Annotated in this window: 22 protein-coding genes; 4 read left to right on the top strand and 18 right to left on the bottom strand. The window is 66.8% G+C overall.

Going from position 1 to position 21,139, the window contains the following annotated elements:
* Positions 1-19: 19 nt before the first annotated feature.
* The 5 genes from ACQ1W9_RS05910 to ACQ1W9_RS05890 are packed head-to-tail and all read right to left on the bottom strand — an operon-like array spanning position 20 to position 3,120.
* On the bottom strand, positions 20-520 hold the full coding sequence (locus tag ACQ1W9_RS05910; RefSeq protein ID WP_431025770.1) for a gamma-glutamylcyclotransferase family protein: 501 nt from the start codon (positions 518-520) through the stop codon (positions 20-22).
* A complete protein-coding gene (locus tag ACQ1W9_RS05905; protein WP_431025769.1) occupies positions 521-856 on the bottom strand; it encodes a YqcC family protein in 336 nt (111 codons plus the stop codon). It abuts the gene before it with no gap.
* 60 nt (positions 857-916) lie between these two features.
* Positions 917-1,672 (bottom strand): amino acid ABC transporter ATP-binding protein, encoded by a 756-nt coding sequence (locus ACQ1W9_RS05900; protein ID WP_431025768.1) that lies wholly within the window; start codon positions 1,670-1,672, stop codon positions 917-919.
* Positions 1,669-2,343, bottom strand: a complete 675-nt coding sequence (locus tag ACQ1W9_RS05895; RefSeq protein WP_431025767.1) for an amino acid ABC transporter permease — start codon at positions 2,341-2,343, stop codon at positions 1,669-1,671. Before ACQ1W9_RS05895 ends, ACQ1W9_RS05900 begins: the two co-directional genes overlap by 4 nt.
* A 12-nt stretch (positions 2,344-2,355) precedes the next feature.
* Positions 2,356-3,120, bottom strand: coding sequence for an amino acid ABC transporter substrate-binding protein (locus tag ACQ1W9_RS05890; protein ID WP_346061239.1), 765 nt, complete (start codon positions 3,118-3,120; stop codon positions 2,356-2,358).
* A gap of 307 nt (positions 3,121-3,427) precedes the next feature.
* On the opposite strand from ACQ1W9_RS05890, the gene ACQ1W9_RS05885 reads away from it, so the two are divergent.
* The 4 genes from ACQ1W9_RS05885 (at position 3,428) to ACQ1W9_RS05870 (ending at position 6,434) form a co-directional block, all read left to right on the top strand.
* Positions 3,428-4,456, top strand: a complete 1,029-nt coding sequence (locus tag ACQ1W9_RS05885) for a DUF3549 family protein (RefSeq protein WP_431025766.1) — start codon at positions 3,428-3,430, stop codon at positions 4,454-4,456.
* A 14-nt stretch (positions 4,457-4,470) separates the two neighbouring features.
* Complete coding sequence (locus ACQ1W9_RS05880) at positions 4,471-4,908, top strand: ATP-dependent zinc protease family protein (protein ID WP_346061237.1); 438 nt, start codon at positions 4,471-4,473, stop codon at positions 4,906-4,908.
* Positions 4,909-4,926: 18 nt separating this feature from the next.
* Complete coding sequence (gene rimK / locus ACQ1W9_RS05875; protein WP_346061236.1) at positions 4,927-5,835, top strand: 30S ribosomal protein S6--L-glutamate ligase; 909 nt, start codon at positions 4,927-4,929, stop codon at positions 5,833-5,835.
* A gap of 158 nt (positions 5,836-5,993) precedes the next feature.
* Entirely contained in the window at positions 5,994-6,434 is a 441-nt protein-coding gene (locus ACQ1W9_RS05870; protein ID WP_431025765.1) for a hypothetical protein, read from the top strand.
* 317 nt (positions 6,435-6,751) lie between these two features.
* Here ACQ1W9_RS05870 and ACQ1W9_RS05865 read toward each other — a convergent pair whose 3' ends face one another.
* From ACQ1W9_RS05865 to hfq, 13 genes are all read right to left on the bottom strand, one after another.
* A complete protein-coding gene (locus ACQ1W9_RS05865) occupies positions 6,752-7,459 on the bottom strand; it encodes a SanA/YdcF family protein (protein ID WP_431025764.1) in 708 nt (235 codons plus the stop codon).
* Positions 7,460-7,467: 8 nt separating this feature from the next.
* A complete protein-coding gene (gene sufT, locus ACQ1W9_RS05860) occupies positions 7,468-8,031 on the bottom strand; it encodes a putative Fe-S cluster assembly protein SufT (protein ID WP_379730165.1) in 564 nt (187 codons plus the stop codon).
* 31 nt (positions 8,032-8,062) lie between these two features.
* A complete protein-coding gene (locus ACQ1W9_RS05855) occupies positions 8,063-9,316 on the bottom strand; it encodes a SufS family cysteine desulfurase (RefSeq protein ID WP_431025763.1) in 1,254 nt (417 codons plus the stop codon).
* A gap of 3 nt (positions 9,317-9,319) precedes the next feature.
* A complete protein-coding gene (gene sufD, locus ACQ1W9_RS05850) occupies positions 9,320-10,666 on the bottom strand; it encodes a Fe-S cluster assembly protein SufD (RefSeq protein ID WP_431025762.1) in 1,347 nt (448 codons plus the stop codon).
* Positions 10,663-11,415, bottom strand: a complete 753-nt coding sequence (gene sufC, locus ACQ1W9_RS05845) for a Fe-S cluster assembly ATPase SufC (protein ID WP_195860133.1) — start codon at positions 11,413-11,415, stop codon at positions 10,663-10,665. The genes sufD and sufC overlap by 4 nt, the downstream gene beginning before the upstream one ends.
* A gap of 187 nt (positions 11,416-11,602) precedes the next feature.
* On the bottom strand, positions 11,603-13,045 hold the full coding sequence (gene sufB, locus ACQ1W9_RS05840; RefSeq protein WP_346061229.1) for a Fe-S cluster assembly protein SufB: 1,443 nt from the start codon (positions 13,043-13,045) through the stop codon (positions 11,603-11,605).
* 46 nt (positions 13,046-13,091) lie between these two features.
* Complete coding sequence (locus tag ACQ1W9_RS05835) at positions 13,092-13,559, bottom strand: SUF system Fe-S cluster assembly regulator (RefSeq protein ID WP_346061228.1); 468 nt, start codon at positions 13,557-13,559, stop codon at positions 13,092-13,094.
* A gap of 874 nt (positions 13,560-14,433) precedes the next feature.
* Positions 14,434-15,729, bottom strand: coding sequence for an adenylosuccinate synthase (locus ACQ1W9_RS05830; protein WP_273667350.1), 1,296 nt, complete (start codon positions 15,727-15,729; stop codon positions 14,434-14,436).
* Positions 15,730-15,789: 60 nt separating this feature from the next.
* Complete coding sequence (locus ACQ1W9_RS05825; RefSeq protein WP_431025761.1) at positions 15,790-16,971, bottom strand: ATP phosphoribosyltransferase regulatory subunit; 1,182 nt, start codon at positions 16,969-16,971, stop codon at positions 15,790-15,792.
* Positions 16,972-17,208: 237 nt separating this feature from the next.
* Positions 17,209-18,090 (bottom strand): protease modulator HflC, encoded by an 882-nt coding sequence (gene hflC / locus ACQ1W9_RS05820; protein ID WP_431025760.1) that lies wholly within the window; start codon positions 18,088-18,090, stop codon positions 17,209-17,211.
* Positions 18,091-19,311, bottom strand: a complete 1,221-nt coding sequence (gene hflK / locus ACQ1W9_RS05815; protein ID WP_431025759.1) for an FtsH protease activity modulator HflK — start codon at positions 19,309-19,311, stop codon at positions 18,091-18,093.
* A 159-nt stretch (positions 19,312-19,470) separates the two neighbouring features.
* Positions 19,471-20,790 (bottom strand): ribosome rescue GTPase HflX, encoded by a 1,320-nt coding sequence (hflX, locus tag ACQ1W9_RS05810; protein ID WP_346061223.1) that lies wholly within the window; start codon positions 20,788-20,790, stop codon positions 19,471-19,473.
* 14 nt (positions 20,791-20,804) lie between these two features.
* The gene (gene hfq / locus ACQ1W9_RS05805) at positions 20,805-21,050 is read right to left on the bottom strand and encodes an RNA chaperone Hfq (protein WP_076747124.1); all 246 of its coding nucleotides are present in this window, start codon (positions 21,048-21,050) and stop codon (positions 20,805-20,807) included.
* Positions 21,051-21,139 lie beyond the last annotated feature (89 nt).

Raw genomic sequence — 21,139 nt, 5'->3', positions numbered from 1 at the left:
CGTTTGGGTACAAGGAGGGTTAACGGGGGCTATGCCGCGATAGCCCCAGCTGTCCCAGGGTGACCTCGTCCAGGTCGGCCACCACCTCCACCCGCGCCAGCTCGGCATGGTAGTCCCGGCTCAGGAAGGGTTCGCCGGCCAGCAGGTGCTCGAGATACTCGCGAGCCGGTCGCAGCCGCTCGGCGGTGGTCCCCGGGGCGGCCAGATAGACCCAGGCCTCGCGGGGCCCCTCCAGGGTATGGATCGGCAGGCGCCGGCGCTGATATTCGTGGGGATAGCCTTCGAAGGGATCCATGGCCTCGATCTGGGTGGGCGCCAGCAGCTCGAAGAGGGCCCCCTCCACACGCCCCCCGGGGGCCGCCACCACATTGGCATGGGCGATGCCCGGCACCCGGGAGGCCTTGTCGAAGGCCAGCCGGTAGCCGTGCAACACTCCGGCCAGGGCGCGCCGGGTCGCCCCGATCCGCGCCGCCACCCGGGCCGCGTTCATGTTGCTGCCATAGGCAAAATAGTAGGGCATTCAGTCGGCCTCGTTGATCACCCGATCCACTTCCTCGATGGCCTTGACCAGCAGCAGCAGGTTACTGGCCCTGACGCCGCTCTGCTTGAAGTAGACCTCGGCGGCGGGGGCCACCTCGCAGTTGGCCGGCAAGGCCCCTTCGGCCTCCACCAAGGCGGAGAGCCGGGCGATAAACACATAGCGCAGCCACTGGGGCAGCTCCATGGTGTCGACGCAGAAGGGCTGCTGGCTGTCGAAGGCCGAGGCGGGGGGGCGGCTCGCCGACCACAGGTCGGCGGCCTTGAGGGTCGCCTCGAGGCGTTCCAGGGCGTGATCGAGCTCCTGATGAACCGTCATGATGACTCCGATCTTGGGCTAGATCCCCATTATCCCAGCCATGGCTGCTGCTGACCATGATCAGGGCAAGGCGGCCTGCTGGGCGGCCAGTATCTTGCGCAGGAACTCCCGGGTGCGCGAGTCCCGCGGCTCGCTGAACAGCTGGGCCGGGGGCCCCTGCTCGACGATGCGCCCGCCTTCCATAAAGATCACCCGATCCGCCACGTCGCGGGCAAAGCCCATCTCGTGGCTGACCACCAGCATGGTCTGGCGCTCGGCGGCCAGCTGCTTCATCAGGCCCAGCACTTCTTCCACCCACTCCGGATCCAGCGCCGAGGTGGGCTCATCGAAGAGGATCACCTCGGCCTGAGCGGCCATGGCGCGGCCGATCCCCACCCGCTGCTGCTGGCCCCCGGAAAGCGAGGCGGGGTAGGCATCGGCCTTGTCCGCCAGGCCGATGCGCTCGAGGATCTCCCGGGCCCGGGCATGGGCCTTGGCCCTGGGCCAGCGGTTGACCACGATCAGCCCCTCGGCGATGTTCTCCAGGGCGGTCTTGTTGGCGAACAGCGCATAGTTCTGGAACACGAAGGCGGTGCAGCGGCGCAGGGCCAGGATCTCCCGGCGGCTGACCTTCTGGGTATCGAGGCGCAGGTCCCCTACCTCCAGGTAACCCGCATCCGGGCGCTCCAGGAAGTTGAGGCAGCGCAGCAGGGTCGACTTGCCGGTGCCCGAGGGCCCGATCACCACGATGATCTCGCCCTGCTGGATCTCCAGGTCGATGGCGTCCAGCACCAGGCTGTCGCCGAAGCGCTTGGTGAGTCCCTGTGCTCGGATCATCGCTGATAGGCCTCGTTGAGTCGCGCCTCGAGCCGTCGCTGCAGCCAGGCCAGGAGTTCGACGATGCCCCAGTAGAGCAGCGCCACGGTGATAAAGGCCTCGAGATAGAGGAAACTCCCCGCCGCTTCCTTCTGGGTGGCCCCCATCAGTTCGGTGACCCCCAGGGTAAAGGCCAGGGAGGTGGCCTTGATCATGTCGATGAAGTAATTCATCAGGGTGGGCACCGCCACCCGGGTCGCCTGGGGCAGCACGATGCGCCGCATCAGTTGCCCCCGGGTCATGCCGATGGCCAGGGCCGCCTCGGTCTGGCTGCGATCGACGCCGACGATGGCGGCGCGGATCGACTCCGCCATATAGGCGGCGAAGTGCAGGGTCAGGCCCATGATGGCGGCGGTGACGCCGTTGATCTGGGTCAGGGCACTGAAGAGCTGCGGCAGGCCGTAGTAGAAGAGGAACAGCTGCACCAGCAGCGGCGTGCCGCGAAAGAAGGAGATAAACAGCAGGGTCGCGCCGTTCAGTCCCGGAATCCTCAGCACCCGCACCACCGCCAGGGCACAGGCCAGCACCAGCGCCAAGACCATGCCGAGGGCCGCCATCTGCAGGGTCAGGGGCAGGTAGCGCAACAGGATCGGCAGCAGCTCGGTCATGTAACCGACATCGAGAATGGCCATGGGGCCCTCCGCTCAGAGTCGGGTGATATCGGTACCGAACCAGCGCTCGGAGATCTCCGCCAGGCGCCCCTGCTCGCGCAGCGTCGCCAGGGCCGCATCGACCCGCTCGCGCCACTCGCGACCCGCCGGATCATCGCGGAACGGCAGGGCATTGCGAATCTCGGAGAAGGGCTGGCCGGCCAGCTGCAGCGGCAGCGGCGTCTCCTGGATCACCTGGCTGGCGCTGACCCGATCCATGACGAAGGCATCCACCCGCCCCAGGGCGGTGTCCTGCTCGATATTGCTCTCGTAGGTGCGGATATCGATCTCGTCGGCATAGGGCAGCTCGCGCAGCAGCTGCTCGTAGTTGGACCCCAGGTTGACCGCCACCCGTTTGCCGCGCAGGTCTTCGACGCCGCTCACCTCGTCGTTGCCACGGCGCGTCACCACCTGGGCGCCATCATAGACATAGGGTTCGGTAAACAGGTACTTGGCTTCCCGCTCTTCGGTGATGGTGATCTGGTTGGCGATGGTATCGATACGCCCCGACTCCAGCATGCCGAACAGGCCGGAGAAGTTGGCGGTGACGAAATTCACCTCCACCTCGAGCACCTCGCCCACGGCCTCCATGACGTCCACCTCGAAGCCCTGGAGGACATCCTGGCGCACGAAGGTAAAGGGGAAATAGCCCCCGGACATGCCGACGCGGAGTTCATCGGTGCTTTCCTGGGCCTGGACCAGGCCGGTGGTGGCCAGGCCGGCGGCGAGCAGGGTGGCGAGGGAGAGAGAACGCAACATGAGTTTCTCCTGGCAATAAAATAACTTTAAGGAATAAAAATTATAATAGGTTATTAACCATAGAAAAATGTCTGGTGCATCCGCGTGACGCGACGCCCTCGCAAGAAACCCACAGAAGCCTTGAATCAGGCTGTGGATAACCCCTGGACAAGGCGCCGATACCGAGCCGTCATGGTGCCTCGAACGGGATGATTATTTCTTGATCATCGACACCAGGCATCGAGGGCATCATTTCCTCCGCCACCGCGGCTGACAAGGCGCCCTCCCCGCGGTACAGTGCGCGACTCGAGACGGGGGAGGAGCCGAGATGACGCCGATTCACAGCCTGCATGATTTCTTCGCGCGCAGCGGCGCCGAGGTGCGCCTCTATCATCTGGGGCGCCGGGTCACCCCCCTGGCGATGGAGGAGCTGGCCCGCTTCGAGGCCCTGGAGCTGCCCTGGGCGGAGCCCTGGCAGGGTCAGGCGCGACTGGCCTGCGTCTTCACCCTCGGCGATGCGCCGGACCCGCTGATCTGGTTCCTGGCCCTGCCCCTGGACGAGCGGGGGCTGCTGTCGCCGGCCCCCAGGGACGCCTTTATCCAGCGCCTGCTGGAGACCCTGGGGCGTAACGTGCGGCGCCTCGGTGAGGCCCGCGACGACGCCGACCACCTGATGCGCGACAACCCCCTGGCCTTTACCCCTTCCCTGCCCTTCCAGGCACTGCTGCATGCCCGGGCCAGCCACGACCTGGATCGTCCCGCCAGCCAGCATCTGGAGCTGGCCGAGGCCTACCTGGGCGGCGACCAGGACGAGCACTGGCAATCCCTGGGCCTGCAGGGCCTGGCGGACTTCGCGGTACGCCACGACGGCGACCAGGCCCGGCGCCTGGCATCGCGCCTGGCCTCCCTGCCGGTGGAGGTCTTGCGTCCCTTGTGCCAGTGTCTAGAGCATGTGGAGATTGCCGCGGGCCTGGCCGACGCCCTGCGCCGGCGCGGTGAGCAGGCCGCCGACGCCGGCGACCTCGAGACCCTGTGCGCCTGTGTCCGCGCCCAGAGCCGGGGCCCGGCGACCCAGGTGGCGGCCTGGTACGATGCCCTGCTGGCGGACCCCAATGCCTGCGGCCCGGACCTGCTGGCGGCCATGGCGGCCAGGGGCTGGGAGGCGCTGGAGGATGGCGAGCGCCTGCCGCGATTCCTGAACCGGCTGGCGGAGGCCCCCCAGGCCGATTTTACCGCCCTGGCCCGAGACCTGGCGCTGATTCCCCGGCTACGCCTGCCGGTGCTGATGACCCTGCGCCAGGCACCGCCGGAGTCGGCGATCGCCGCCCGCCTGAGCGGCCTGAGGCACCCCCATTGAGACAGGAGCCGGTCATGAAAGCGCTACCCTATGCGGTCAAGGCGGTCATCGGTCGCCGCGAGATGGTGACCCTGCCCGAGCTGGGACTCGGCTTCTGCTGCAAGATCGATACCGGGGCCCGCACCTCCTCGCTGCATGCCGAGGATATCGAGTCCTTCGAGGAGGATGGCCACGTCTGGGTCAGCTTCACCACCCGGGCCGGCGGCCCCTCGAGCCCGGCGCACCCCTTCAAGCTGCACCTCCATGATCGCCGCCAGGTGACCAGTTCCAACGGCCAGGCCGAGTGGCGCTATGTGATCCGCACTCCCATGCGCCTGGGCGAGTTGGAGTTTCCCGTCCAACTGACCCTGGCCAATCGCGCCAATATGCGCCACCCCATGCTGCTGGGACGACGCGCCATGCGTGGCCTGCTGGTCGCCCCGGATGCCACTTTCCTCCACGGTGAGCCCTGAGGGGCACGGAGATCCTCGATGCATATCGCCCTGCTGTCGCGTAACCGCAATCTCTACTCCACGCGTCGCCTGGTGGAAGCGGCCGAACAACGCGGCCACACGGCCCGGGTGGTGGACACCCTGCGCTGCTATATGAATATCGCGTCGCACCGCCCGTCGATTCACTACAAGGGCGAGGAGATCGAGCCCTTCGATGCGGTGATTCCACGCATCGGCGCCTCGGTGACCTTCTATGGTTGTGCGGTGCTGCGCCAGTTCGAGATGATGGGCACCTATGTACTCAATGACTCGGTGGCCATCACCCGCTCCCGGGACAAGCTGCGCTCCCTGCAGCTGCTCTCCCGCAAGGGGCTGGGCCTGCCGATCACCGGCTTCGCCCACTCGCCGGACGATATCCCCGACCTGATCACCATGGTCAAGGGCGCTCCCCTGGTGATCAAGCTGCTGGAGGGCACCCAGGGCATCGGCGTGGTATTGGCGGAGACCAACCAGGCCGCCGAGTCGGTGATTCAGGCCTTTATGGGCATGAAGACCAATATCATGGTCCAGGAGTACATCAAGGAGGCCAAGGGGGCCGATATCCGCTGCCTGGTGATCGGCGACAAGGTGGTGGCCTCCATGAAGCGCCAGGCCGCCGAGGGGGAGTTCCGTTCCAACCTGCACCGCGGCGGCACCGCCAGCGTGATCCGCATCACCCCGGAGGAGCGCTCCACGGCGATTCGTGCCGCCAAGGCCATGGGACTTCGGGTGGCGGGGGTCGACCTGCTACGCTCCAACCATGGGCCGGTGATCATGGAGGTCAACTCCTCGCCGGGGCTACAGGGGATCGAGTCGGCTACCGGCAAGGACATCGCCGGGCTAGTCATCGAGCACCTGGAGAAACATGCCGCGCCGGCGCGCAAGGCACCGCCCAAGCCCAAGGGATGATCGACAGGCGTTAAAAGTAGCGATTTGTTTCTTTATCTCAAGGCTGCGGGGCGGTGGCCGATACCAAAGGTGCATAAAGCGTAAAATATTATCCTCGGGGGGTAGAAAAACAGTGTTTCCCCCCGCACAATCTGCGTCACCGGAGGAGGTGACTGCTCATGTTTCTCGATAATCGCCAGGTGGCGATGGACAGCGTGCTGGAAGCGCTGGCCGATAGTCTCGACTACTTCCAGGACAACCTCGAGCGCCTGCGCCCGACCCTGCGCGACAAACTCAAGCCCCACTATGAGCAGCGCCACACGGACCTCGACGAGCTGCGCGAGATGGCCCGCAAGCACCTGCGCATCCTGCCGCGGGACGCCGATGTGGAACGGGACGACTACCTGTGGCTATGGAGTCGCCTGAAGAGTTTCGTGGGCAATGACAGTCAGGTGCTGATCAATGAGCTGCTGGAGCAGGAGCGCGGCCTGATGCAGTCCCTGGCGACCCTCTATACCCACCCCCTGCCGGATGCCATCGAGCCGCTGATCGAGCGCTGCCTCAAGGGCTGCCGCGCGCTGATCCGCGAACTCTACCGGCTACAGAAGCAGCGCCGCTAGGCGGCAAGCCCCGTACGCACAGGCCCGCCAATCACGGCGGGCCTGCTGTTTGGGACGACGCTCACTGGCCATGCCTTCCCTCTACCTTCTTCCCCCTCGCTTACTCCTCCCTCCCCAGCGGCGTTACCGGCAGGGACTCCAGGGGGCCCAGCAAACTAGGGAGCGGCTCCCTCCCCCTCGGCCGACTCTTCTCCCTGCGGCGTCACCGGCAGCGGCTCCAGGGGACCTAAGCCAAGCTAGGGAGCGGCTCCCTCCCCCTCGATCGACTCTTCTCCCTGCGGCGTCACCGGCAGGGGCTCCGGGGGACCTAAGCCAAGCTAGGGAGCGGCTCCCTCCCCCTCGGTCGACTCTTCTCCCTGCGGCGTCACCGGCAGCGGCTCCAGAGGACCTAAAAAGTAAGGCTCCCGTCCCCACACATAGAGATCCCCCAGGGTCCGGGCCCGGGCCAGCCACTCCCGTAGCTGCAGACGCCAGAGCCCCGCCACCGGCTCCGCCGGTGTCGCGCAGCCCTGTACCTCGAGTCCCAGGGCATCGGCAATAAACAGCGCCCGGGGCAGGTGCCAGGCCTGGGTGACCAACACTGCCCGCTCGACGCCGAAGACATCCCGGGCCCGAACCAGGGTGTCGTAGGTGCTGAAGCCGGCGAAATCCATGGTCATGACCTCGCTGGGCACATGGCGGGCGTTCAGGTCCTGCCACATGGCCTGGGGCTCATTATAGAAACGGGTGCGGTTGTCGCCGGAGAGCAGCAGATGCTCGACCCGCTGCAGGCGCACCAGGCGGGCGGCGGCACTCATGCGCGCCTCGAAGTGGGGGTTGCGCCCACCGCCGCGGGCCCAATGCGTGGTACCGAAGACGATGCCCACCGGGGCCGCCGCGCAGAGCGGCAGCTGATGCTCGATACGCGCCTGGGTCCTGCCCAGCATCCAGGCGTTGGCCCCCAGGAACAGCAAAAACGCCAGCAGGCTCCCGCCTGCCAGCGCTATCAGACTGCCCCTGAGAAGGGTGATCGCCCACCGCCGCATGGCCGCTCCTAGAACATGCCAAGTTCCAGCTTGGCCTCGTCGCTCATCATCTCACGACTCCAGGGGGGATCGAAGACGATATCCACATGCACCTGGCTGATCTGCGGCGCGCCGAGGATCTTGTTGCGGGCATCCGCGGCGATCACGTCGCCCATGCCGCAGCCCGGGGCGGTCAGGGTCATGCGGATGGTGACGATCCGCTCGCCGCTGATCAGTCGCTCGATACGGCAGCCGTAGACCAGCCCCAACTCGACGATATCGACCGGGATCTCCGGGTCGAAGCAGGTCCGCAGCTGCTCCCAGACGAAGGCCTCGATCTGCTCGTCCGTGGCGTCCTCGGGCAGGGTCGGCCGCGGCAGGGCCTCGAGGCCCAGGGCATCCAGGTTGGCGCCTTCCACCAGGTAGAGGCGTCCCTCATGGGCCACGCTCACCGAGCTGCCCTTGGCCTGCATCACCGAGACGACGCTGTCCTCGGGCAGAGTGATGGTCTTGCCGAAGGGGATGGAGATCACCGCCACATCGCGCTGCAGCGGCAGCTCCTGTCCCCTGTGCAAGCCCTCCAGTTGTTCCATCGCCGACATCTCCCGCTCCTTTGACGTTCGCTTAGCGCACCATGCCGATCACCCGCTCCAGGGCGGCCACGAAGGTATCCACCTCGTCGAGGGTGTTGTAGGCGGCGAAAGAGGCGCGACAGGTGGCATCGACGCCGAACTGGGCTAGCAGCGGCTGGGCGCAGTGGTGGCCGGTGCGGATCGCCACCCCCAGTTGATCGATCAGCAGGCCGATGTCCTGGGCGTGGGCGCCCTCCACCACGAAGGAGAGCACCCCGGCCTTGTCCGGGGCGGTGCCCAGGAGGCGCAGGCCGTCGATACGCGACACCCCCTGAGTGGCCCGGGCCAGCAGTTGCGCTTCCCAGGCGCCGATGGCGTCGAGGCCGGTGGCCGTGACCCAGTCCAGGGCCGCGCCCAGGGCCACGCCCTCGGCGATGGCCGGGGTGCCGGCCTCGAACTTGTGGGGCACCGGGGCATAGGTGGTGCCGGCCTCGAAGGAGACGGTGGCGATCATCTCGCCGCCACCCTGCCAGGGACGCATGGCCTCGAGCAGCTCGAGGCGCCCGTAGAGGGCGCCGATGCCGGTGGGGCCATACACCTTGTGGCCGGAGAAGGCGTAGAAGTCGGCGCCGAGGGCCTGGACATCCACCACCTGATGGGGCGTCGCCTGGGCGCCGTCCACCAGGATCAGGGCACCGTGACGATGGGCCTCCTCGGCCAGCTCGCGCACCGGGTTGATGGTGCCGAAGGCGTTGGAGACATGAGTCACCGCCACCAGCTTGGTGCGCTCGCTGAACAGGGCCCGGTAGGCGGCGAGATCCAGCACGCCGCGCTCGTCCACCGGGATCACCCTGATGACGATGCCGAGCTCCTCGGCCAGCAGCTGCCAGGGGACGATATTGGAGTGGTGCTCCATCCGCGACACCAGCACCTCGTCGCCGGCACGCAGGTGGGCCCGGCCCCAGCCGTTGACCACCAGGTTGATGGCCTCGGTGGTGCCCCGGGTAAAGACGATCTCGCGGCGGTCGGCGGCGCCCAGGAAGTCGCGGACCTTGTCGCGGCTGCCCTCGAAGGCGGCGGTGGCCTCGTCGGCCAGGGTATGCAGGCCGCGGTGGATATTGGCGTTGAGCCGCCGGTAGTAGTCGTCCAGGCAGTCGATGACCTGGATCGGCGTCTGGCTGGTGGCGGCGTTATCCAGATAGATCAGCGGCTTGCCGTGGACTTCCCGGTCGAGGATCGGGAAGTCGCGGCGCACCCGGGCCACATCCAGCGCGGTCGCCTCGGCGGGCGCGGCGAGATCGCTCATGGCTTACTCCTCGTGCAGGGCCACGGCGGCTTCCACCAGCCCGGCCAGGTTGAAACGCTCCGGCAGCTTGCCGGCCACCGCCAGCTCGACCCGCTCGGCCACGGCGTCGATGGCCACCCGATCCATCACCTCGCCGGCGAAGGCCAGGGTCAGCAGGCCCCGGGCGGTGGCCTCGTCGATGCCCCGGGCGCGCAGGGCGAAGATCGCTTCCTGGTCGAGCTGACCGGTGGTGGCGCCGTGGGAGCACTTGACGTCGTCGGCGTAGATCTCCAGCTCCGGCTTGGTATCGATCTCGGCCCGGTCGGAGAGCAACAGGTTGGCGTTGTTCTGGTGAGCCTCGATCTTCTGGCTGTCGCGCTTGACGATCACCTTGCCGTTGAAGATGCCCCGGGCGCGGTCGTCGAGGATGCCCTTGTAGTTCTCGTGGGAGAAGGTCAGGGGGGCGTTGTGGTTGGCCAGGGTATGGGTGTCCAGCAGCTGGCGGCCCTGACCGAAGAACAGCCCGAAGAAGTTGGCCTCGGCGCCCTGGCCGTTGAGGTCGGTGACGATATCGTTGCGCGCCAGGGCCCCACCCAGGTTGAGGTTGAAGGAGGTGAAGCGGCTGTCCCGGGCCTGGTCCACATGCAGGCTGGCGATATGCTGATCGGTCTGGGGCAGCTCCTGGAGCTTGTAGTGGGTGAGGATGGCGCCCCGCTCCAGCAGCAGCTCGCTGACCAGGTTGGAGAAGTTGGCGGCGCCCTCCTCCCCGGCCTGGTGCTCGATCAGGGTCGCCTGGCTGCGCGCGCCGGCCTCCACCAGCACCCGCGGGTGGCTCATCACCGGCACCGACCCGGCGCCGGAGAGAAACTGCAGGACGATGGGACGCTCCACCACCGCGCCGGGGGCCAGGCGGATCACCGCGCCCTCCTCGGCGAAGGCGGTATTGAGGGCCGTAAAGGGCGAGAAGTCGACCCCGGCCAGGCGCCCCAGGGCCCCGCCCACCGCCTCATGATTGGCCGCCAGGGCCTGCGAGAGCGGCTCGACACTGACCCCGGCGGGCAGCTCGCCCAGGTCGGAGAGCGCCGGGGCGAAGACGCCGTCGACGAAGCTCAGCCGATGCGCCTCGATGGGCAGGGTCAGGGCCGCGGCGCTGGCCGGCGAGAAGTCCGCCGACTCGGCCAGGGCGAAGTCGCCCCGGGCGATGCCACGCACGTCGGTGTATTTCCAGGCCTCCACCTTGCGGTCCGGGAAGCCGAGTGCCTCGAAGCGAGCCGCCCCCGCCTGGCGCCGGGCGGCGATCCAGGTGGGCTCGGCGCCGCGGGCCGCGGCGCGCTCGCTCAGGCGATCGAGAAAGCCTTGTACCTCACTCATGCCGCGGACTCCTCCAGCACCCAGTCATAACCCCTCGCCTCGAGCTCCTTGGCGAGCTCGGCATCGCCGGACTTGACGATGCGGCCATCCACCAGCACATGCACCACGTCGGGGGTGATATGGTCGAGCAGGCGCTGGTAGTGGGTGACCATCAGGATGGCGCGATCCGCGGCGCGCAGGGAGTTGACCCCATCGGCCACCACCTTCATGGCGTCGATATCGAGGCCGGAATCGATCTCGTCGAGCAGTGCCAGCTTGGGCTGCAGCACCAGCATCTGCAGGATCTCGTTACGCTTCTTCTCGCCGCCGGAAAAGCCTTCGTTGACGGCGCGCTGCAGGAAGCTGGCGTCCATCTTCATGAAGGCGATCTTCTCCTTGATCAGCTTCATGAATTCCGGCGCCGGGATCTCGCCCAGCCCCTCGGCCTCGCGCTTGGCGTTAAGGGCCGCCTTGAGCAGGTAGATGTTCTTCACCCCGGGAATCTCCACCGGGTACTGGAAGCCCAGCAGCAGGCCGGCCCGTGCGCGCTCCTCGATTTCCATCTCCAGCACGTCCTGACCGTCGAAGGTGATGCTGCCCTGGGTCACCTCATAGCCCTCCTTGCCGGCGATCACCGCCGAGAGGGTCGACTTGCCGGCGCCGTTGGGGCCCATGATGGCGTGCACCTGGCCCGCCGCGACGGTGAGGTTGAGGCCCTTGAGGATATGCTTGCCCTCGACCGTGACGTGGAGATCCTTGACTTCGAGCATCGTGACTACCTTTTGATCTGGCCAGCCGCCGCGGCGACTGGGAAAATTGTTGACTCTTTGTGCCTTAGGCGCGTCATGAGCGACGGTCAATCAAGGCGGAGGCCCGACGAGAGCAGCGGAGTTGACTGCTGTTCAATGAGCATGCCGAGGAGGGCCTCCAACACAGAGTGACCGAGCGCAATAGCGCCTAGCCGACGGCGCCTTCCAGGGTGACATTCAGCAGGGCCTCGGCCTCCACCGCGAACTCCATCGGCAGCTCCTGGAAGACGTCCTTGCAGAAGCCGTTGACGATCATGCTCACCGCGTCCTCCTCGGAGATGCCCCGGCTCTGGCAGTAGAAGAGCTGGTCCTCGCCGATCTTCGAGGTGGTGGCCTCGTGCTCCACGGTGGCGGTGGCGTTGCCGATCTCCTGGTAGGGGAAGGTGTGGGCGCCACACTGGTCGCCGATCAGCAGGGAGTCGCACTGGGTGAAGTTGCGCGCCCCCTTGGCCCGCGGCCCCACCTTGACCAGGCCACGGTAGGCCTGGTTGCTGTGGCCGGCGGAGATCCCCTTGGAGATGATGCTGGAGCGGCTGCCCTCGCCCAGATGGATCATCTTGGTGCCGGTATCGGCCTGCTGGCGGCCGTTGGTCACCGCCACGGAGTAGAACTCGCCGATGCTGTCCTTGCCGCGCAGCACGCAGGAGGGGTACTTCCAGGTGATGGCGGAGCCGGTCTCCACCTGGGTCCAGCTGATCCGCGAGCGGTCGCCGCGGCAGTCGCCACGCTTGGTGACGAAGTTGTAGATGCCGCCCTTGCCGTCCTCGTCGCCGGGGTACCAGTTCTGCACCGTGGAGTACTTGATATAGGCGTCCTCCAGGGCCACCAGCTCGACCACCGCGGCATGGAGCTGGTTCTCGTCGCGCTGGGGCGCGGTGCAGCCCTCCAGGTAGGAGACCTGGGCGCGGCTCTCGCAGATGATCAGGGTGCGCTCGAACTGGCCGGTATTGGCGGCGTTGATGCGGAAGTAGGTGGAGAGCTCCATGGGGCAGGTCACCCCCTCCGGGACGAAGACGAAGGAGCCGTCGGTGAAGACCGCCGAGTTGAGCGCCGCGAAGTAGTTGTCCGAGGTGGGCACCACAGTACCCAGGTACTGCTTGACCAGCTCCGGGTGCTCGCGGATTGCCTCGGAGATGGAGCAGAAGATCACCCCGGCCTCCCCCAGCTTCTCCTTGAAGGTGGTGGTCACCGACACCGAGTCGAAGACCGCGTCCACCGCCACCCCGGCCAGCGCCGCCCGCTCGTGCAGGGGGATGCCCAGCTTCTCGTAGGTCTCGAGCAGCTTGGGGTCGACCTCGTCGAGGCTCTGGGGACGATCCTCGGGTTTCTTGGGGGCGCTGTAGTAGGAGATCGCCTGATAGTCGATGGGCGGATAATCGAGGTGTGCCCAGGAGGGCGTCGTCATCTTCAGCCACTGATGGTAGGCCTTGAGGCGCCACTCGAGCATCCACTGCGGTTCGCCCTTCTTCTGGGAGATAAAGGCGATGGTGCCCTCATCGAGGCCGGGCGGTACCGTATCGCTCTCGATATCGGTCACGAAGCCCTGCTTGTAGTCGCGACGGACCAGCTGTTCCATTTCCTCACTAGCCATGGTCTTTCCCCCTCCCGGGCGGTTGCGTTCGAGCCCTTTGGGCAATTCAGATGTCGGCGGTGGCGCCCAGATCGATGCTCTGGATCGGCAGCCGGACCGGTAATTTGATGGGCGTGGTCTGGGCCAGGTGGGCCAGGGTCACGCTGTCGAGCAGGGTGCGCACCGCCAGCGAGACTCGCTGCCAGTTATCGGCCACCCCGCAGGTGTCGAGCAGGTCGCAATCGCCACCGCCCTGACTGCACTCGGTCATGGCCACGGGGCCCTCGATGGCGGTGATGATATCGATGGCGGTGATCTCGTGGGCCGGCCGCGCCAGGCGATAGCCGCCCTGGGCGCCGCGCTGGGACTCCAGGAGTCCGGCCTTGACCAGCATCTTCAGGGTCTTGCTGACGGTGGGGTGCGGCAGTTTCACCGCCTCGGCCAGCTCCGCCGCCGCATGGGGCTGCTGCGGCTGGCGGGCGATCTGGGCCATCACCACCGCGGCGTAGTCGGTCAGCCTGGAGAGCTTCATCATGCCGTTGTCTCTACCCCCGTGACGGGCGCACCGCAGGCGCCCCGCTCGAATTGGGTACCATTTTAGTCCTGTATGGATCGGCTTGTGAAGAGGGGCGACGCAAAACGCCACGATCGGCGCCGGTTCGACGGCGTTCGAATCATTAACGCCAATTATTCTCATTGGCAACGCCTATCGTCCGCCCACTAAAAAGGGCGCCCCGGGGCGCCCTCTTCGAGTAGATCTTCCAGCGCTGAGCCCCCCTTACTGGAATGGCCGAGGGGCGCTGGGGGCAGGCCTGAGCGGGGGTCCTATGCCAGGGATGGCATCGGTAGCGCCCAGGGAAGGGTTTGCCGCGCCCCGCGAAGGCCTGCCCCCAGAACAGCCCCGGCAGCGTTGCCAGCGTTATCCTTCGAAGGGGTTGCGTAGCAACGATGGTCTCGTTGCGATCCGGGCCGGTGGAGATGATGTCGGTCTGGAGAGAGTGCCCACAGGGCACCCTCTCGTTGACCAGCCGGAACCGGCAGATCAGCCCTCGAACGGATTACGCAGCACGATGGTCTCGTTGCGATCCGGGCCGGTGGAGATGATGTCGGTCTGGAGAGAGTGCCCACAGGGCACCCTCTCGTTGACCAGCCGGAACCGGCAGATCAGCCCTCGAACGGATTACGCAGCACGATGGTCTCGTTGCGATCCGGGCCGGTGGAGATGATGTCGGTCTGGAGAGAGTGCCCACAGGGCACCCTCTCGTTGACCAGCCGGAAACCGGCAGATCAGCCCTCGAACGGATTACGCAGCACGATGGTCTCGTTGCGATCCGGGCCGGTGGAGATGATGTCGGTCTGGAGAGAGTGCCCACAGGGCACCCTCTCGTTGACCAGCCGGAACCGGCAGATCAGCCCTCGAACGGATTACGCAGCACGATGGTCTCGTTGCGATCCGGGCCGGTGGAGATGATGTCGATGGGCGTGCCCACCTGCTGCTCCAGGTAGCGGATATAGGCGCGGGCGTTCTCCGGCAGGTCTTCCAGGCGCTTGGCACCCAGGGTCGACTCGCTCCAGCCCGGCAGGTCCTCGTAGACCGGCTCGATGGCCTCGTAACCCTCGGAGTCCACCGGGGTGTCCAGGACGTCACCGTCCTTGCTGCGATAGCCCACGCAGACGCGGATATTCTCCAGGCCGTCGAGGACGTCGAGCTTGGTCAGGCAGAGGCCGGAGACGGAGTTGATCTGCACCGCATGGCGCAGGGCCACCGCATCGAACCAGCCACAGCGGCGGGCGCGGCCGGTGGTGGCACCGAACTCGTGGCCCTTCTCCGCCAGGTGGCGACCGAACTCGTCGAACAGCTCGGTGGGGAAGGGCCCTGAGCCGACCCGGGTGGTGTAGGCCTTGGTGATGCCCAGCACATAGTCCAGGTAGAGGGGACCGACGCCGGAGCCGGTGGCGGTACCGCCGGCGGTGGTGTTGGAGCTGGTGACGAAGGGGTAGGTGCCGTGGTCGATATCCAGCAGCGAGCCCTGGGCGCCCTCGAAGAGGATGTTCTCGCCCTTCTTGCGGAAGTCGTGCACCAGGCTCACGGCGTCGCAGACCATGGGACGCAGTTCCTCGACCATCTCCATGGCCTCGTCCAGCACCTGCTGGAAGTCCACCGGGGCTTCGCCGTGGTACTGGGTCAGCACGAAGTTATGGTAGTCGAGCACCTCGCCCAGCTTGGAGGCGAAACGCTCGCGATGCAGCATATCGCCCAGGCGCAGGCCGCGGCGCGCCACCTTGTCCTCGTAGGCCGGGCCGATGCCGCGGCCGGTGGTGCCGATCTTGGCCACGCCCCGGGCCTTCTCGCGGGCCTGATCCAGGCGCACATGATAAGGCAGGATCAGCGGGCAGGAGGGCGACAGGCGCAGGCGCTCGCGCACCGGCACACCCTTGGCCTCCAGTTCGCGGATCTCCTTGATCAGCGCCTCCGGCGACAGCACCACGCCGTTGCCGATGACGCAGGTCTTGTCGTCGCGCAGGATCCCGGAGGGAATCAGGTGCAGGACGGTCTTCTCACCGTCGATGACCAGGGTATGGCCGGCATTATGGCCCCCCTGGAAGCGCACCACGGCGCTGGCCGACTCGGTCAGCAGGTCGACGACCTTGCCCTTGCCTTCATCACCCCATTGGGTGCCCAGTACGACTACGTTCTTGCCCATTGCTCTCGTCTCTTGATCGAAGAATCCGCTAATGGCGCCCGGGGGCGCCCCGCTCCCCTTTCAGGCCAGGGGGGAGACCTGCCAATCCTCGCCCAGGCGCACCAGCCGACGGTTACAGCGGTGCTCGGCCGGGCCGGTACGCTGACCGGGCAGCGCCTGAATCACCCGCTCGCCGTCCTGACGCAGCCGGGTCACCACCTCGGCCAGAGCCGTGTCCTCCTCGGCGGGGGCCCAGATGCCATCGCAGGGGGGCTCCTCCACCGCCAGGGAGGCCAGCAGCTTGAGGTCCATGGAGAAACCGGTGGCCGGGCGCGCCCGGCCGAAGACCCGCCCGGTATCATCATAGCGCCCGCCCTTGGCCAGCGCCTGGCCGTAGCCGGGCACATAGGCGGCGAACATCATGCCGGTGTGGTACTGATAGCCGCGCAGCTCCGCCAGGTCGAAGTAGAGGGTCACCCCGGGGTAATCGGCGGCCACCCCGGCACACAGCTCGCGCAGCTGATCCAGGGCGGCGCCCACCGGGGCCGGCGCCTCGGCGAAGGCGGCACGCGCCTGCTCCAGCACCTCGGGGCCGCCATGCAGGTGCACCAGCGCCAGGAACATCTCGGCCAGGGCCGGATCCTCGACGCTCTCGGCGACCCGCGCCGCCACCTCGCCCGGCGACTTCAGCTCCAGCGCCTCGAACAGCGCCCGCTCCTGGGCCGGCTCCAGCGCCGCGGCCTGCACCAGGCTGCGGTAGATGCCGATATGGCCCAGGGCCAGGTGCATCTCGTCGGCGCCGGCGGCGGAGAGGGACTCCAGTGCCAGGCGCAGGACTTCCAGGTCGGCCTCGAGGCCGGCATGGCCGAACAGCTCCAGGCCCACCTGCACCGGGCTACGACCGCCCTGATGCTGGTCGGCGGTGGCGCGCAGCACATTGGTGCAGTAGCAGAGCCGCACCGGCCCCTGGCGATGCAGGGAGTGGGCATCCATGCGCGCCACCTGGGGGGTGACGTCGGCGCTGACGCCCATCATGCGCCCGGTCAACTGGTCGGTAAGCTTGAAGGTCTGCAGCTCCAGGTCGGTGCCGGTGCCGGTGAGCAGCGAGTCGAGAAACTCCACGGGCGGCGGCATGACCTGGTCATAGCCCCAGCGGTGGTAGAGGTCGAGCAGCCCACGGCGCAGCTCCTCCATCCGTGCCGCCTGAGGCGGCAGCACTTCGTCCATGCCGTCGGGAAGCAGCCAGCGGTCAGCGATGGTCATGTGTTCTGTCCTGCCAGTATTCGTTGGCCCGGGCGTGGCGCGGCCGCGCGCTGCCCGATAAAAGGGCCGGAAAGAGGCCGGCATGGCGCCATGCCAAGCCCCGTAGGGAATCACTCTGGGGCCCGAAAACCTACCCTTGGGCCACAAAAAAACCGGGCCACGCCCGGTTTCGGGAGTCTACCACGTTTGGCCCCGGGATAAACCCCGGCGATGCGCCAGGCATCGCCGGGAGACGACTTAGTCGCCGGTCGCCTGGGGGCTGTTGAGGTAGCGGAAGAAGTCGCTGGAGGGCTCCAGGACCATCATGTTGCCGTCGCCGCTGAAGGTCTCGCGGTAGGCATTGAGGCTGCGGTAGAAGGAGAAGAACTCCGCATCCTGCTGGTAGGCCTGAGAGAAGATGGCCGCGGCCTCGGCATCCCCCTCACCGCGCAGGGTCTCGGCCCGCTCGCTGGCCTGGGCCAGCAGTACCTGGCGGCGCCGGTCGGCGTTGGCCTGGATGCGTTCGGCCTCCTCCTGGCCCTGGGCGCGCCACTCGCGGGCCTCCCGCTCGCGCTCGGAGCGCATGCGGTCGTAGACCGCCGCGGAGACGTCTTCCGGCAGGTCGATACGCTTGACCCGGATGTCGACGATCGCCACCCCGAGCTCCTCGCGCATCAATGCATCGAGCTCCTCGGTGGGCCCAGTCATCAGGTCATCGCGGCGCTCGGCGATGATCTGCTGCAGGTTGAGGCGACCGAACTCGTTACGCAGGCTCTCGTCGACCCGCGGCTGGATCAGGCGCGTGGCCATCAGCTCGTCGCCGGCGGTGGCCTCGTAGTAGCGGGTCGGGTTGATGACCTGCCACTTGACGTAGGAGTCGACGATCACCGCCTTCTGCTCCAGGGTCAGGTAGCGGCTGGGATCGGTATCCAGGGTCAACACCCGGGTATCGAACTTGCGCACCGTCTGGGTGATGGGCACCTTGAAGTGCAGCCCCGGCTGGATATTCTCCTCGATCACCTCGCCGAAGCGCAACTTCACGGCACGCTGGGTCTCGTCGACCACATAGAGGCTGTTGCTGGCCAGCCAGGCGACGGCGGCCAGGCCGCCCACGATCAGCAAGGAACGGTTATTGATCACTTAGCGACCCTCCCTGCGAATACCACTGCTCTGGTTGCCCGTCTGGCTCTGGCTGCTGCTACTGCGCATACGCTCCAGCACCTGGGGATCGAGGCGCTGATCCTCGTCGTACTGGCTACCCTCCTGGGAGCGACTGCTCGCACCGGAACGTAACTGATCCAGCGGCAGGTACATCAGGGGCGCATTGTCACTGACGTCCATCAGCACCTTGTCGGTGCCACTCAGCACCTCGCTGATGGCATCCAGGTAGAGGCGCTCACGCATGATCTCCGGCGCGTTCTGGTACTCGGCCAGCATGGACAGGAAGCGGTTGGCCTGACCCTGGGCCTCGGCCACCACCGACTCGCGATACCCCTGGCCCTGTTCGATAAGGCGCTGGGCCTGACCCTGGGCGGCGGGAATCACCGCGTTGGCGTAGGCCATGCCCTCGTTGATGGTGCGCTGACGATCCTCGCGGGCGCGGATCACGTCATCGAAGGCATCGATCACCGGCCCCGGGGCCGAGGTGGACTCGATGTTGATGGTCTGCAGGCGGATCCCGGTGCCGTAGCTGTCCTGGTAGGACTGCAGGCGGCTGGCCACGGAGCTGCCCAAGATCTCACGCCCGGAGGTGAGGATATCGATCATCTCGGTACCGCCGACCACGTGGCGCAGGGCGGAGTCCAGGGCGTTCTCGATGGAGAGCTGCGGGTCGCGCACGTTGAGCACGAAGTCGCGGGGATTGGCGACCTGGTACTGGGCCGAGATCTCGACCTCGACGATATTCTCGTCGCGAGTCAGCATCGACTGGGTCTGGGTCAGTGAACGCACCCGGGTCACATTGACCATGCGCACGTCGTCGATCAACGGCGGGTTCCAGTGCAACCCCGGGTTGACCACTTCCTGGAACTTGCCGAAGCGCAGCACCACGCCCCGCTCGGACTGGTCGACCAGGTAGAAGCCCGAGGCGGCCCAGATCGCCAGGGCCACGATGATCAGCAGGCCGGGCAACGCGAAGGTGTTGCGGCGTCCACCACCGCCCTTGCCGCCACGACCGCCGCCCCCCTTGCCACCCCGGCCACCGAGCATGCGGTTGAGCTTGTCCTGGAACTTCTTCAGCGCTTCGTCGAGGTCGGGCGGGCCCTGATTGCCCCCGTTACCACCACCGCCGCCACCACCGCGGCGACCGCCCCCGCTCCAGGGGTCATGCTGCTTGCCACCACCAGGCTCATTCCAAGCCATACGTCGTCTCCACACTATGCATTGAATCGCCTTGAATCCGTCTGCCGGGCCTCGCCTCGACGATCACCCGGCGTAGCGCAACGCCATGGCTCCGAGCGTCTCCGCCATTCTAGGCTATGTCCGAAAACTGGCTGCGCTCGCCAACTTTTCAGACAAAGCCTAGAGCTCCCACTCCGCCCGCGGCTCTCGCTGCGCCGGCGGCAGGTAGTCATCGGCATCTTCACCGAGACGCGCCATCAACTGCAAAAAATCGCGCCGCGGCAGGCGCACCTCGAGGCGGGTCTGCCCCTGCTCATCGAAGCCCTCCTGACGCACCGCGCCCAGCTCGTGCAGGGCGGCCCGCAGGCGTCCCTGGCTCGGTGCCAGGGTCAGCTCGGTGTCCACCACATCGCCGGCCAGGCAGCCGGAAAGCGCCTCGCCGAGCAGTTCCAGCCCCTGGCCGCTCTGGGCCGAGAGCCAGACCACCTCGGGCCGCCCGTCGCCGTCGCGTTCGATGCGCGGCGCGCTGTCGAGCAGGTCGATCTTGTTCATCACCCGCAGGCAGGGGATCTCGTCGGCGCCGATCTCCTTGAGCACCGCCTCCACCTGCTCCACGTTAAGCTCGCGGTCGGGGTCGGCGGCGTCGATCACATGCACCAGCAGGGTCGCCTCGGCGGCCTCCTGGAGGGTGGCCCGGAAGGCCTCCACCAGCTTGTGGGGCAGGTGTCGGATAAAGCCCACGGTATCCGCCAGCACTACGGGGCCGACGTCGTCGATCTCGAGGCGCCGCAGGGTGGGGTCCAGGGTGGCGAAGAGCTGGTCGGCGGCGTAGACGCCGGACTCGGTCAGGGCGTTGAACAGCGTCGACTTGCCGGCGTTGGTATAGCCCACCAGGGAAACGCTGGGGATCTCCGCCCGCGCCCGGGCACGGCGGTTCTGGTCGCGCTGGCTGCGTACCTTGTCGAGGCGCTTGTGGATCGCCTTGATGCGGGCCCGCAGCAGGCGACGGTCGGTCTCCAGCTGGGTCTCACCGGGACCGCGCAGGCCGATACCGCCTTTCTGGCGTTCCAGGTGGGTCCAGCCGCGCACCAGGCGGGTGGACATATACTCCAGTTGGGCCAGCTCCACCTGCAGCTTGCCCTCGTGGGTCCGCGCCCGCTGGGCGAAGATATCGAGAATCAGGCCGGTGCGATCGAGGACACGGCACTTGAGGCTGCGCTCCAGGTTGCGCTCCTGGGAGGGACTCAGGCCATGGTTGAAGATCACCAGCTCGGCATGGTGCACCGCCAGCAGCTCGCGAAGCTCCTCGAGCTTGCCGCTGCCGATAAAGGTGCGGGGGTCGGGCCGATTCCGGCTACCGCTGAGCAGGGTAGCCGGTTCGGCACCGGCGGAACGCACCAGCTCCAGGAATTCACCCGGGTCTTCGCGTTCGCGTTCGTCCTGGAAATCCACATGGACGAGGATCGCCGTTTCACCGGCGTCGGGGCGTTCGAAAAACAATCACTACCTCGCGATCAAGATTCCTGCGCCGCCGCGGGATCCTGCGCCGGCAGGCGCACATTGCGGGACGGCACCACGGTGGAGATGGCATGCTTATAGACCATCTGGCTCACGGTGTTACGCAGCAGAATAACGAACTGGTCGAAGGACTCGATCTGACCCTGCAGCTTGATACCGTTGACCAGGAAGATGGACACCGGAATACGCTCCTTGCGCAGGATGTTCAGATACGGGTCTTGAAGGGACTGTCCTTTGGACATTTTGCTCTCCCTAACTGTCTCTTTTGGCATTGATGTCATGTTATTGCGTCTGCCGACCAGGGGCAGCGCAGCATACGGCCCGGCAAGCG

The sequence above is a fragment of the Halomonas sp. H5 genome, from assembly GCF_050613175.1.
GTDB classification, from domain to species: Bacteria; Pseudomonadota; Gammaproteobacteria; order Pseudomonadales; family Halomonadaceae; genus Bisbaumannia; species Bisbaumannia salifodinae.
This window is presented reverse-complemented; position numbering and strand designations above follow the sequence as displayed.

Bases quoted from the DNA above. Each gene is read 5' to 3' on its own strand.
- ACQ1W9_RS05910 (WP_431025770.1), bottom strand. From the start codon at position 520: ATGCCCTACTATTTTGCCTATGGCAGCAACATGAACGCGGCCCGGGTG.
- ACQ1W9_RS05905 (WP_431025769.1), bottom strand. From the start codon at position 856: ATGACGGTTCATCAGGAGCTCGATCACGCCCTGGAACGCCTCGAGGCG.
- ACQ1W9_RS05900 (WP_431025768.1), bottom strand. From the start codon at position 1,672: ATGATCCGAGCACAGGGACTCACCAAGCGCTTCGGCGACAGCCTGGTG.
- ACQ1W9_RS05895 (WP_431025767.1), bottom strand. From the start codon at position 2,343: ATGGCCATTCTCGATGTCGGTTACATGACCGAGCTGCTGCCGATCCTG.
- ACQ1W9_RS05890 (WP_346061239.1), bottom strand. From the start codon at position 3,120: ATGTTGCGTTCTCTCTCCCTCGCCACCCTGCTCGCCGCCGGCCTGGCC.
- ACQ1W9_RS05885 (WP_431025766.1), top strand. From the start codon at position 3,428: ATGACGCCGATTCACAGCCTGCATGATTTCTTCGCGCGCAGCGGCGCC.
- ACQ1W9_RS05880 (WP_346061237.1), top strand. From the start codon at position 4,471: ATGAAAGCGCTACCCTATGCGGTCAAGGCGGTCATCGGTCGCCGCGAG.
- rimK (WP_346061236.1), top strand. From the start codon at position 4,927: ATGCATATCGCCCTGCTGTCGCGTAACCGCAATCTCTACTCCACGCGT.
- ACQ1W9_RS05870 (WP_431025765.1), top strand. From the start codon at position 5,994: ATGTTTCTCGATAATCGCCAGGTGGCGATGGACAGCGTGCTGGAAGCG.
- ACQ1W9_RS05865 (WP_431025764.1), bottom strand. From the start codon at position 7,459: ATGCGGCGGTGGGCGATCACCCTTCTCAGGGGCAGTCTGATAGCGCTG.
- sufT (WP_379730165.1), bottom strand. From the start codon at position 8,031: ATGGAACAACTGGAGGGCTTGCACAGGGGACAGGAGCTGCCGCTGCAG.
- ACQ1W9_RS05855 (WP_431025763.1), bottom strand. From the start codon at position 9,316: ATGAGCGATCTCGCCGCGCCCGCCGAGGCGACCGCGCTGGATGTGGCC.
- sufD (WP_431025762.1), bottom strand. From the start codon at position 10,666: ATGAGTGAGGTACAAGGCTTTCTCGATCGCCTGAGCGAGCGCGCCGCG.
- sufC (WP_195860133.1), bottom strand. From the start codon at position 11,415: ATGCTCGAAGTCAAGGATCTCCACGTCACGGTCGAGGGCAAGCATATC.
- sufB (WP_346061229.1), bottom strand. From the start codon at position 13,045: ATGGCTAGTGAGGAAATGGAACAGCTGGTCCGTCGCGACTACAAGCAG.
- ACQ1W9_RS05835 (WP_346061228.1), bottom strand. From the start codon at position 13,559: ATGATGAAGCTCTCCAGGCTGACCGACTACGCCGCGGTGGTGATGGCC.
- ACQ1W9_RS05830 (WP_273667350.1), bottom strand. From the start codon at position 15,729: ATGGGCAAGAACGTAGTCGTACTGGGCACCCAATGGGGTGATGAAGGC.
- ACQ1W9_RS05825 (WP_431025761.1), bottom strand. From the start codon at position 16,971: ATGACCATCGCTGACCGCTGGCTGCTTCCCGACGGCATGGACGAAGTG.
- hflK (WP_431025759.1), bottom strand. From the start codon at position 19,311: ATGGCTTGGAATGAGCCTGGTGGTGGCAAGCAGCATGACCCCTGGAGC.
- hfq (WP_076747124.1), bottom strand. From the start codon at position 21,050: ATGTCCAAAGGACAGTCCCTTCAAGACCCGTATCTGAACATCCTGCGC.